The following is a 12598-nucleotide window of genomic DNA, read 5'->3' as shown; positions in this document are numbered from 1 at the left end:
TATCCCGATAGTTATTCTGGTTGGCCTTATTCATCATAGTGCTTTTGCAAAGAGGAAGAATGGTGAATAATGCAACAAACGGAATGCCGTCCAAGTTTAGTCAAAAGCGGCATGTTCATTATCGAAGTGGCTCCGTCATCTCTAATCGAGAAACGCCTTGTTGAAGCAGAGTAAATGAAAGTAAGACTAGCAATAGAACAATTACAAATCGGTCACTACGTGCATCTGCCTTTAAAGTGGGGGCAGCATCCTTTCTTACTGAATTCATTCAAAATTAAAAGTAATGAACAGCTCAGTATTATCAAAAATTTGGGGTTAAGCCATTTAACGATTAATGCGCTCAAAAGTGACGTCTTAGAGGAGCCCGTCCTTGCTGTTATACCTGAGTCGATTCCTGAAGTACCTGTCGAGCAACCTAGTCAGCAAGTTTTAGATGAGCTGTGGTCAAAAAAGAACGCAAGCTCTCAACAGCTAGCCGATATTGAAGAGCGCATCACTCTGTCTAAGGCAGCCTTTACCAAGACACTGAATGACGTTGAAGCGATCTTTGATGAGGAAAAGTTGGCGGCTGATCCATCCATCACGGCCTCTGTTTCGATTGTGAGTAGCTTATACAAGAACATTGATAAAGACGGCAAGAACACGATTCATTTAATGAACGACTCGGTGGGTTATGACAGGTTGCATTATCACTCGCTTAACGTTTCATTGTTGTCGGTATTAATTGGCCAGGTAAAAGGTTTTACTGCGAAACAGTGTCAGCTCGTGGCCTTTTCGGCGCTGTATCATGATATTGGTAAGCTGAAACTGCCAAAGAGCCTTTTATCCAAAGCAACACCTTTAGAAGATGACGAACTTCAGAAGCTTCAATCTCACCTAGATATAGGGGTTAAATTGGCGCAGAAGATACCTAAATTTCCAGAAGCGGCACTGAAAGTGATAGGGCAACATCATGAGTTCAATGATGGCTCAGGCTACCCGAACAAGTTAACGAAAGATGCCATTAATCCTATTTCTCGCGTTCTGATTTTAGCTAACCGTTACGATAACCTTTGTAATGGCATCGCGACCAAGCATAGCCCTCATAAAGCATTAACTCATTTGTACCATGAGTGTCGTGATCAACATGACTTACAGGATGTGATGGCTTTAATCAGTGTTGTTGGGGTTTACCCTCCGGGAACGCTGGTGGAATTGTCCGATCAGCAAATTGGTGTGGTGATTTCGACGAATGAAGAAGAGCGGTTAAGCCCTTATATCTTGGTTTATGACGCTAACGTGCCTCGCCATGAAGCGGCGATCATCAATATTTCTGAGTTTGGCTTAACGATTAAAAAAGTGATGGATGTTAAAGAGCTCAGTCTAGACCAGTATCACTACTTAAACCCTTCGTCGCAGTCCACGTACTTTATCGACATGGAGTAATCCCCACCTTGGGCAGCGATATGTCTCGATTGATACAAAAAAGCCCCTTAGCCAAAATGACTAAGGGGCTTTCCAATACTGAGTATGCGAATTAGTTGTTGCTGTGTAGCTCTGAGTTAAGCTCAACAGCAGTCTTGTTCGCTAGACATTCGATTTGGCCTGTCACTGAGTTGCGACGGAATAGAAGATCAGAAACGCCTGCAAGGTCGCGAGCTTTCACTACTTCTACTTCTTTGCCTTCTGCAATCATGCGTACTTTTGAACCCGCCGTTACATATAGACCAGATTCAACAGTACAACGATCACCTAGTGGGAAGCCTAGACCTGCGTTTGCACCAAGTAGTGAGTTTTCACCAATAGAAACAACCACAGTACCGCCACCAGACAATGTACCCATGATAGATGCGCCGCCACCGATGTCTGAACCGTCACCAACAACAACACCTGCAGAGATGCGACCTTCAACCATGCTTACGCCAGTTGTACCCGCATTGAAGTTAATGAAGCCTTCGTGCATAACCGTAGTGCCTTCGCCCACATGTGCGCCAAGACGCACGCGAGATGTATCAGCAATACGAACGCCAGTTGGTACCACGTAGTCAACCATTTTAGGGAACTTGTCTACACAATCTACAGAAAGGTTACGGCCTGCTAGGCGAGCTTCGATTTGGCGATCAGCTAGTTCAGGTAGATCGATAGGACCTTCGTTTGTCCACGCGATGTTGTGCAGTAGACCGAAGATGCCATCTAGTACCGTACCGTGTGGTTTAACTAGACGGTTAGAGATAAGTTGAAGCTTTAGGAAACCTTCCGCTACAGATGCTGGTTTTTCGTCAGTAGCAAGAACAACTAACACAAGCGGTTGTGAAGATTCAGCGGCTTTTGCTGCAAAAGAAGCATTTGCTGCATCACCGTTCGCTTCAAATGCTGCTGCTAGTTCAGCACTTTGCGCTGCAGAGATTTCGATAGCTTGGTTACCTTGCTCGTAACCTGCCACTTTAGCAACGGCCTCAACTAGTGCGTCGGCTGGGTTTAAAGCTGGGTTAGGGAAAAACGCTTCGATGATTTTACCGTCGCGGTTTTTGGTTGCCGTACCGAAGGCTAAAGAAAAGTAAGCCATGTTAAATCTCCATGTATTGATTCGTGAAGCAGAGCGGTCATGCTCTGTCTTAAATTAAGTTGAATTCATCATAAAGAGAGCGAGCGAGACTTTAAAGAGGGGAGGAGGATAAAGTCTGTAAGCCGATATTTTATGTCTCTTTAGCGATACCTTGTCTTTTTGACTATATTCAGGCAAATAAAAAGAGCCCGAAGCAGTGCTTCGGGCTCTTTAGTAAGACTTTACTTATCACTGATTGGCGCGGCGCTTTTTGCGCTCTGAGCTTTTAGCTTTATAGTTACCAACCATTCATACCCGTTGAGCTTGGGTACGGACAAGTGAAATTACTTGCTTAGGTCTTCTGCGTGCTCAGATAGGAACGCTGCAACACCTGTTGGAGATGCGTCCATACCTGCTTTACCTTCTTCCCACTGTGCAGGACATACTTCACCGTTTTTCTGGTGGAAGTTTAGAGCGTCAACCATGCGTAGCATTTCGTCGATGTTACGGCCTAGTGGTAGGTCGTTAACTACTTGGTGACGTACAAGACCGTCTTCGTCGATTAGGAAAGAACCACGGAAAGCAACGCCTGCTTCTGGGTGCTCAACGTCGTAAGCTTTACAGATTTCGTGCTTAACGTCAGCTACTAGTGGGTACTTAACTTGACCGATACCGCCATCTTCGATAGCAGTGTTACGCCATGCGTTGTGAGAGAACTGAGAATCGATAGAAACGCCGATTACTTCAACGCCTTTAGCTTGGAAATCAGCTAGACGGTTATCGAACGCGATTAGCTCAGATGGGCAAACGAACGTGAAATCTAGTGGGTAGAAGAAAACTACTGCTTTCTTACCTTTAGTGAACTCTGCAAAGTTGAAGTTATCAACGATCTCACCGTTACCTAGAACAGCTGCAGCAGTAAAATCTGGGGCTTGACGACCTACTAGTACCATTTTTTTGCTCCTAAAATATATGGTTTGTTCCAAACCAATAAAGTTGTTTTTGGTTTGGTCCGTGTTTGTACGCGACAAACTATAGTACAGATTGTAGTATGTAAAAAAGCGAATTAAATAGATTAAGTTAATCGAAAAAAGCGATAAGTTTGATTTTATTAACTTGGTCAATCTCTAGCCAAAATTAATTAATACTATTATGAATAAGTGGCCTAGCCTCAAACAGTTACACTATCTTATTACCCTCCACGAGACCCGCCACTTCAGCGACGCTGCTGAAAAGTGTTTTGTTAGCCAATCAACGCTAAGTAAAGGCATTCAAAACCTTGAAGAGCTGATCGGTTGTCCTCTTTATGAAAAGAAAGATAAGAAAAGCCCGTTAGTTTTTACTCAAGCGGGAGAATTAGTCGTTCAGCAGGGGCGTGAACTTCTTGCAAAAGGACAAGACTTAGTTGAACTCGGCCGATTGTGCCAGGGTGATGAAATGGGTGGCCAGTTACGAGTCGGATGTATCCCGACCATTGCGCCTTTTTTACTTTGTGATTTAGTCCAAGAGGTAAATAGACGTTTTCCTCAACTAAACCTTCTATTAAGAGAAGATACGACAACCAATCTACTAGATGCGCTTCGTCATGGTGAGCTGGACGTACTCATTTTGGCTTTGCCGGTTGATATTGATGGTATGGACAGCCGTATTGTCGGTAACGACCCTTTCAGAATGATCATTAGTCAAAATCAAGCGGATGCGATTAGAACACCAATTAAGTACGCTGATCTTCCGAATGAATTCGTCTTCTTATTAGAGAAAGAACACTGTTTAACGGAACATGCAGTCTCTGCCTGTCAGTTAACAGATAAAGAGAAGATCAATCCATTCTCTGCCACAAGCCTTCATACTTTGGTTCAAATGGTTGCTAATGGCATGGGCACGACCTTTATTCCTCAAATGGCGATCGACCATGGCTTAATTGAAAACCAAAACTTGGTGGTGGTGGATGCTCCCGGGCAACAGGCCCATCGTCATATTGGCTTAGTTTGGCGACCAAGTTCCTCACGCGTTAGCACCTTTAATCAACTTGCTGATGTGGTTTCAGAATTACTTTAAGATAATTTAAAAGTCATTTTAGCGCTTAGTATTAGCTATCTGGCTCGTCTAGCTATCAAAAAGCACACTAGTTTTAGTGTGCTTTTTAGCATTTTATTCTGTTGGTAAACTTTGACTTGTAAAATTTCACAACGAAATCTTGATGAAGCTTTCATTAAATTGTGAAATTTCACAATGTGAATTTTACAGCTGTTAAAAAATAGCCTGTTTGATAAGTCGGTTGCATATCCTCTTTGAGCCTTTTCTAGTAAGGCTTTTCTATCCTCTCCTTAAAATCAAACGTGCGTTTGAAACGATTTTACATAGCCAATTTTACTGTAATTAAATTACGTAACTAATTACATTTTAGTGATCGAAATCAATAACTTGCACCTAGCGGAATAAAACTTCGAATTTAACGTTTTGTTTACTTTAGGTCTTTTACTCTATCGGGTGTTGGTATAGCTTAAATGCAGGCCTTGTAAGACTTATGTCTAGATTGAAAAGCGATTCGAGGTCGGTGAAAGTAGAACCACAGAACGGACGAAACCGGATTCAAACAGCAATAACCTGACAGATGTCAGAAATAACAAAAGTTGTTTGATACTTACAAATGTAATTCGGAGTCAAAATAGAATCGAAAGGAATTGATTATGCTTGCCAATACACCAGATAGAGAGACAACAACAGTAGAAGCCCAAGAAACCCTACATACCGAAGGCATGCTTGAGGTTACTGGTACCCTTTCGCCAGAGCATCAAGCGATTTTCCCTGTTGAAGCCCAAACCTTTTTATCTCTACTGTGTGACAAGTTCGCTAACCAAGTTGATGCGTTATTAACTGCTCGTGAAGAGAAGCAGGCACGCATTGATGGAGGTGAGCTGCCGGACTTCCTTGAGGATACGCAAGATATCAGAGAAGGAAGTTGGAAGATCCAAGGGATTCCGCAGGATCTTCAAGATCGCCGAGTAGAAATCACGGGTCCTACCGATCGTAAGATGGTGATTAATGCACTGAACGCCAATGTAAAAGTGTTCATGGCAGATTTTGAAGATTCGATGGCACCCGCTTGGAGTAAAGTGCTTGATGGTCAGATTAACTTGCGCGATGCAGTTAACGGCGACATCAGCTATACCAACCCGGTAAATGGCAAGCACTATGCGTTGGATGAAGATCCAGCGGTTTTAATCTGTCGTGTTCGTGGCCTCCATCTACAAGAAAAACACGTCACGTTTAATGGGCAGATTATCCCTGGGGCGCTGTTTGACTTCGCGCTTTACTTTTACAACAACCACCGAGCGTTGTTGAAAAAAGGCAGCGGCCCTTACTTTTACATTCCTAAATTACAATCTCACAAAGAAGCTCAGTGGTGGAGCCAAGTATTCCACTTCACCGAAGATTACTTTGGTTTAGATACTGGCACGATTAAGGCGACAGTGCTGATTGAAACGCTGCCAGCCGTATTCGAGATGGATGAAATATTGTTCTCACTGAAGGAGCACATCGTTGGTCTTAACTGTGGCCGATGGGACTACATCTTCAGCTACATCAAAACACTGAAAAAATACCCTGACCGAGTGTTGCCAGATCGTCAGGTCGTGACAATGGACAAGCCGTTCCTAAACGCATACTCCCGTTTACTTGTTCGTACTTGTCACAAACGTGGTGCTTTCGCTATGGGAGGGATGGCCGCCTTTATCCCAGCGAAAGACCCACAAACCAATCAACAAGTGCTGGACAAGGTTCATAACGACAAGTCACTGGAAGCGAACAACGGACACGATGGTACTTGGGTTGCACACCCTGGCCTTGCTGATACTGCTCTAGCTGTCTTTGATTTAGCACTCGGTGAACGCACCAACCAGTTGAATGTTTCTCGCAGCCAAGATGCACCTGTGACGGCAGAAGAACTGCTGGCTCCTTGTGATGGTGGGATTACTGAAAACGGTATGCGCCACAATATCCGAGTAGCTTTGCAATACATTGAAGCGTGGATTTCAGGTAATGGCTGTGTGCCTATCTATGGCTTGATGGAAGATGCGGCAACCGCAGAGATCTCTCGCGCTTCTATCTGGCAATGGATTCAACATGGTAAAGCGCTCGATAACGGGCAAACCGTCACCAAAGAGCTATTTGAGCTTTACCTTGCCGAAGAGATCGAAATCGTCAAACAAGAAGTAGGGCAAGAGCGTTTTGAATCAGGACGCTTTGATGAAGCCGCTGCTCTCATGGCCAAACTGACGACCAGTGATGAGCTCACCAATTTCTTAACTGTTCCAGGTTACGACTACTTGGATTAAGTAAACCAATAACTACTCAACAATAACGTGAATCGTCTGCGGCAGAGAAGGAAGTACTGCCAAAGAACAAGGAAAAAACAGCGCCTGTGTTTTCAACATATTAGAAGCGCATATCAAAAGAGGGATAGACCAATGACTAACTTAACTCGCCGCCAACAAATCGAAGCTCTGGAAAAAGACTGGGCAACAAACCCACGCTGGAAGAACGTTAAGCGTCCTTATACGGCTGAAGAAGTGGTAGAACTACGTGGCTCAATGGTGCCTGCAAACACCATTGCCCAACGTGGTGCTGACAAGCTATGGTCACTGGTCAACGGTGATGCGAAAAAAGGCTATGTGAACTGTCTTGGTGCGCTAACGGGCGGTCAGGCTGTACAGCAAGCAAAAGCAGGCATCGAAGCGATTTACTTATCAGGCTGGCAGGTAGCGGCAGATAACAATACTGCATCAACGATGTACCCAGACCAATCGCTATACCCAGTAGATTCTGTACCGTCAGTGGTTAAGCGCATTAACAACTCATTCCGCCGTGCTGACCAAATTCAATGGTCAAATGGTAAATCACCAGCAGACGAAGGCGGTATTGATTACTTCCTACCAATTGTCGCGGACGCGGAAGCAGGCTTTGGTGGTGTTCTTAATGCTTACGAGCTCATGAAGTCGATGATTGATGCAGGTGCTGCAGGCGTTCACTTTGAAGACCAACTCGCGTCAGTGAAAAAGTGTGGTCACATGGGCGGTAAAGTATTGGTTCCGACTCAAGAAGCGGTGCAAAAGCTGGTGGCAGCACGTTTGGCAGCAGACGTTTCGGGTACTACGACGCTGGTTATTGCTCGTACTGATGCGAACGCCGCTGACTTGATTACGTCTGATTGTGATTCTTACGATGCGGACTTCATCGAAGGTGAGCGTACTCAAGAAGGTTTCTACCGAGTGCGTGCAGGTATCGACCAAGCGATTGCTCGTGGCCTAGCTTATGCTCCATACGCAGACCTTATTTGGTGTGAAACGGCAACACCATGTCTAGAAGAGGCGCGTAAGTTTGCTGAAGCTATCCACGCGGAATACCCAGGTCAACTACTAGCATACAACTGTTCTCCTTCATTCAACTGGGAGAAGAACCTAGACGCAGAAACCATTGCTAAGTTCCAACAAGAGCTGTCGGACATGGGTTACAAGTACCAGTTCATCACGCTAGCCGGTATCCACAATATGTGGTTCAACATGTTCGAACTTGCGCATGACTACGCACAGGGTGAGGGTATGCGCCATTACGTTGAGAAGGTACAACGCCCTGAGTTCCAAGCGGCTGAGAAAGGCTATACGTTTGTTGCTCATCAACAGGAAGTGGGCACTGGTTACTTCGATAAGATGACCAATACTATCCAAGGTGGCAACTCATCAGTAACAGCGTTAACTGGCTCAACAGAAGAAGACCAATTCTAAGAATCCCTAGCCATTAGTACCTTGTTGGAGAGCTAAAACATGCAGGCTTTGGCTCTCCAAACTTTGGGTATGGATATTCTGTTTTAGGCATAAACTTTGACATGCTTTTGAGCGGCGTAGGCCGCTCTTTTTTATTTACAGTTTAAAGAAGCTTAATAGTTCTTTCTGTTTTTCGGCAAGGCTCGATAACTCATCACTCGCGCGCTTGCTCTCTTCAATCCCCGCCACATTTTTGTTCACCAAGTCAAAAGCGTGTGAAACGTTTTGGGAGATATCTTGAGTCACACCAGATTGCTCTTCTGATGCTGTTGCGACATGGGTGTTCATATCTGAAATCAGAGAGACGGACTCGGTGATGGAAGAGAATGCGGATCGCAATTGCTCACTGTATTTGCGTGAATCTTCTGCCAATACCAAGTTAGATTGCATGTATTGATTCGCATCTTTAGCCTGAGCTTGAAGGCGCGAAATGATGTCTTGAATATCGACCGTAGATTGCTGAGTTTTAGCAGCAAGAGAGCGCACTTCGTCTGCCACCACAGCAAATCCTCGTCCTTGTTCACCGGCTCGCGCTGCCTCAATTGCTGCGTTAAGAGCCAGTAAATTGGTCTGTTCTGAAATAGAGTTGATCACCTCAACGACGGTGCCAATCTCTACCGAGTACTCTTGCAGTTGGTTAACGATTTTTGACGTCTCTTCAATGGAGCTATCCACTTTTTGTGATACTTCATCGGAAGAATCGAGCAGTCGTCCCCCCTCAACTACATTGTTGGTCGCATCATTGGCTGCATTCTCTGCATTGGCGGCATTTTGGCTCACTTCAGACGCGGTGCTTGATAGCTCGTTAATCGCTGTCGCAATCTGTTCGACTTGGCTGAGTTCTTGTTGTGCATTGTTCTCGGTGTCACTCATGATGCCGGTTAATGAAATAGAAGAAGAAGACACGTTATCGGAGATATCATGGAAACCTTCGATAATGCGGCGCAGTTCCATCCTCATTTGCAATATATTCGCGTAAATACCACTTTCGTTGCCGGATGTTTGGATCTGCTTCGACAGATCGCCAGAGGCCACTTCAGCGACGAGGGATTGAATCTCACTCGGTTCGCCGCCGACAACTTTCAGTACGTTACGGTAGATAGCAACTGCGATACCTAATGCGCTCGCAATGACAATGACTGACAACATTAAAATGAGCATTTGCGCATTGCTGAAACGGTCTACCATTTCTGGCCCCACTTTATCTTGTTTGTCTTTCGTGGATAGTTTGATCTCTTCGATGGTACTGGCTGCGGACGCCCCAACGACATCCAGTGTGCTCGAAATAATCCCGTTTCGAGAATTGATGGTCTCAACCACTCGAGAGAAGGTATTTTGATATTGTTCAAACGCTTGTTGGAATGTTTTGAGCGTCGAAATCTGTTGAGCGGACATCAACTGTGATTCGACCGTTTCCGCAATACTTGCGACAAGTTGAAACTCTTTTTGCGCACGCTCGGCATCACTTTGCGCGTTACTGGTTAAAAACTTGGAAGCGTATAGGCGCGATAGCAGCAGATGTTGTTGTAACGTCCCGGCACTGACTGCCACATCTAAATCATCTTCAGTGGCCGCCTGGTTCATGAGGGTGGTGACTGACTGGCGCATTTGTAGACCAGCAGGATCAAGTTGTTCTTTCACGAGCTGGTTTCGCTGATTGACCAATTGGATGACGTTATTAAAGCCTTGCTGGTATTGCTCTAGCTGGTTTTCAATCGCAATGAAGTCTGATTTGTGGCCATCATCGATATGAGCGTCGAGCACCTCTTCGATTAGCGTAATCGCGGTTGTGACTCGTTTATTGAGCTCCGAAACATGTTTCTGGTCTGGGTTTTTTATGTATTTCAATGCAGCTAGGCGAGCCTCAAGAATGTTCGCTTGTATTCTTCCTGTTGCAACGCTAGTAAGGGCAAGGGCTCGATAAGTATTAAAACCGGTACTGGATTGGAGGAAACGAAACGAGGCAACGACGGAAATGACCAAAATGAGGGCAAGGATCACCCCAAAACCAAGGGTCAAAAGCTTTTTCAGGCTCATAGCAATATCCCTATGTTAGCTGATAATAGTGGACGGCTTTGAACTGACGATGTTTATTTATTTTATTGTCACTAAATTATAAGAGACGTATTGCGATTTTGCTGATAAGAATGCTTTTGCTTATTCAACAATTGTCGAAGAAGGCTGCGTTGGCCCTTTATGATTAGAGCCAACGAGTAAATTAGGTAGAGTTTAGATAAAACTTATTCGCTGTTATTCAACTTCTTCAGGTTCTACTTCTTCCTGCAATTCAAGTAAGTTGATCGCGATGGAAACGAAGTCACTGTCAGTAATAATGCCCACTAAGCTGCCTTTTTCTACCACAGGCAAGCAACCCACTTTGTGTTTCTGCATGTAGATAGCGCTCTCTTTTAACCCAGCTTGTGGGGAGACGGTCATTATGCCGGTTTTCATGACTTCATAGAGAGGTGTACTTAGAGTAAAAGATTGATTTTCTGGGATTTGTTGCAAGCTGGATTCTTGCGCGGCCAATACGTCACGTTGTGAAACTACGCCAAGTAAATGCTTGTGTGCATCAACAATCGGTACGTGGCGAATATCTAGTGCTTCCATGGTATGTTTTGCGTCTGCAAGGTTATGTGAGCGCAGTAACGTGTGAGGGTTACGCGTCATCATGTCTTCAACCTTAATCATGGCTGCCTCCTGAGTTATTGTTTTTACTCTTTTAATATAGTCAGTTTCTGACCTAGATATTGAGAGATGAACGAGTTTTTGGTGGCTTAACCATGAAAAAAATGTGGCGAAATATGTACACATTATTCCATGCTGGTTTTAAGGCAATTGTTCCACTCTATTTACCAAAATTCACATCTCTTTCCTTGCTATTGCTCGCACGCAGAATATACTAGTCGGCTGCGAAAAACTCGTCGTCTGTTTGTGACAGAATCAGTTCGACTCACACTACGAAATCACGACAAAAGATTAGTAACATGCAAGTATCAGACTTCCACTTTGATTTACCTGATGAGCTTATTGCTCGTTACCCTCAGCCAGAGCGTACAGCTAGCCGTTTACTGCAATTAGATGGTAATAGCGGTGAACTTGCCGATGGCACATTTACCGATGTACTGGATCAAGTACAGCCGGGTGATCTTGTGGTGTTTAACAATACGCGCGTTATTCCTGCACGTATGTTTGGCCGCAAAGAGTCGGGCGGTAAGTTGGAAGTGTTGGTTGAGCGTGTACTGGATGAAAAAAGTATTTTAGCTCATGTGCGTTGTTCTAAATCGCCAAAGCCAGGTTCAACGATTTTTGTTGGTGAAAACGACGAGCATTCTGCAGAGATGGTCGCACGCCATGATGCACTGTTTGAGCTCAAGTTTAATTCAGAGCAGAACGTGCTAGCGGTACTGGAAGAGATCGGTCACATGCCGCTTCCACCTTATATCGACCGTCCTGATGAAGATTCAGACAAAGAGCGCTACCAGACGGTTTATAACCAAAAACCGGGTGCAGTCGCAGCTCCAACGGCAGGCCTGCACTTTGATGAACCTCTATTAGAGAAGATCAAAGCAAAAGGCGCTGAGTTTGCTTACGTGACTTTGCACGTGGGTGCAGGAACATTCCAACCAGTAAAAGTGGACGATATTAACGATCACCATATGCACGCTGAGTATGTTGAAGTTCCTCAAGACGTCGTTGATGCAATCAATACAACCAAAGCTCGTGGTGGCCGAATCATTGCCGTAGGTACCACCTCAGTGCGATCTCTAGAAAGTGCTGCTCAAGATGCGATTAAGAAAGGTACTGAATTGGTTCCATTCTTTGGCGACACTGAAATCTTTATCTACCCTGGTTACGAATATCAGTTAGTGGACTGTTTGATCACTAACTTCCACCTGCCAGAGTCTACGCTGATTATGCTAGTGAGCGCTTTCGCAGGTTATGAAAATACGATGAATGCCTACAAGCACGCTGTAGAGAACAAGTACCGCTTTTTCTCATATGGTGATTCGATGTTCATCAAGAAAAAAACTGACTAGCTGTATCTTACGCTTCAATAGCTGCGTCAAAAGTGCTCACTTACATTCGTAAGCTCCGCGCTTTTTCCTTGCTCTTAAAGCGTAATATTTTGCTAGTAAGCTTTTTTATAATTTATTGTTTACGAGTGCTAGCAGTAGGCTAGGACGCAAACTAAAAAGTTGGTTTGCATCTCGCACGGAAGGCGACCGCTCCTCATAGAGCTTAAAGCTCT

General features: G+C 44.6%; 9 protein-coding genes. 5 read left to right on the top strand and 4 right to left on the bottom strand.

Features of this window, described 5'->3' with window-relative positions; genetic code table 11:
- Positions 1-174: 174 nt before the first annotated feature.
- Positions 175-1425 (top strand): HD-GYP domain-containing protein, encoded by a 1251-nt coding sequence (locus tag F0231_RS04960; RefSeq protein ID WP_171758612.1) that lies wholly within the window; start codon positions 175-177, stop codon positions 1423-1425.
- A gap of 91 nt (positions 1426-1516) precedes the next feature.
- On the opposite strand, the gene dapD is transcribed toward F0231_RS04960, so the two are convergent.
- Positions 1517-2545: a 2,3,4,5-tetrahydropyridine-2,6-dicarboxylate N-succinyltransferase gene (gene dapD / locus F0231_RS04955; protein WP_171758611.1), complete on the bottom strand. Its 1029-nt coding sequence runs from the start codon at positions 2543-2545 to the stop codon at positions 1517-1519.
- Positions 2546-2868: 323 nt separating this feature from the next.
- A complete protein-coding gene (locus tag F0231_RS04950) occupies positions 2869-3477 on the bottom strand; it encodes a peroxiredoxin (protein ID WP_171758610.1) in 609 nt (202 codons plus the stop codon).
- Positions 3478-3676: 199 nt separating this feature from the next.
- Between F0231_RS04950 and F0231_RS04945 the strand changes: the two genes are divergently transcribed.
- From F0231_RS04945 to aceA, 3 genes are all read left to right on the top strand, one after another.
- Positions 3677-4582 carry a hydrogen peroxide-inducible genes activator gene (locus F0231_RS04945; RefSeq protein ID WP_171758609.1) on the top strand — a complete coding sequence of 302 codons (906 nt, stop codon included), beginning with the start codon at positions 3677-3679 and terminating at the stop codon, positions 4580-4582.
- Between the two features lie 632 nt (positions 4583-5214).
- Complete coding sequence (gene aceB, locus F0231_RS04940) at positions 5215-6861, top strand: malate synthase A (RefSeq protein ID WP_171758608.1); 1647 nt, start codon at positions 5215-5217, stop codon at positions 6859-6861.
- Between the two features lie 132 nt (positions 6862-6993).
- Positions 6994-8307, top strand: coding sequence for an isocitrate lyase (gene aceA / locus F0231_RS04935; protein WP_171758607.1), 1314 nt, complete (start codon positions 6994-6996; stop codon positions 8305-8307).
- 135 nt (positions 8308-8442) lie between these two features.
- Here the strand turns inward: aceA and F0231_RS04930 are convergent, their stop codons facing one another.
- Together F0231_RS04930 and F0231_RS04925 are read right to left on the bottom strand one after the other, a co-directional pair.
- On the bottom strand, positions 8443-10383 hold the full coding sequence (locus F0231_RS04930) for a methyl-accepting chemotaxis protein (protein ID WP_171758606.1): 1941 nt from the start codon (positions 10381-10383) through the stop codon (positions 8443-8445).
- Positions 10384-10596: 213 nt separating this feature from the next.
- On the bottom strand, positions 10597-11037 hold the full coding sequence (locus tag F0231_RS04925) for a CBS domain-containing protein (protein WP_171758605.1): 441 nt from the start codon (positions 11035-11037) through the stop codon (positions 10597-10599).
- Between the two features lie 296 nt (positions 11038-11333).
- Here F0231_RS04925 and queA point away from each other — a divergent pair, with 296 nt between their 5' ends.
- Positions 11334-12386: a tRNA preQ1(34) S-adenosylmethionine ribosyltransferase-isomerase QueA gene (gene queA, locus F0231_RS04920; protein WP_171758604.1), complete on the top strand. Its 1053-nt coding sequence runs from the start codon at positions 11334-11336 to the stop codon at positions 12384-12386.
- Positions 12387-12598 lie beyond the last annotated feature (212 nt).

This window comes from Vibrio sp. RE86, from assembly GCF_013114545.1.
Classification (GTDB): Bacteria; Pseudomonadota; Gammaproteobacteria; order Enterobacterales; family Vibrionaceae; genus Vibrio.
Note: the sequence above shows the minus strand (reverse complement) of the source record. Positions and strands in the feature narration are given on the sequence as shown.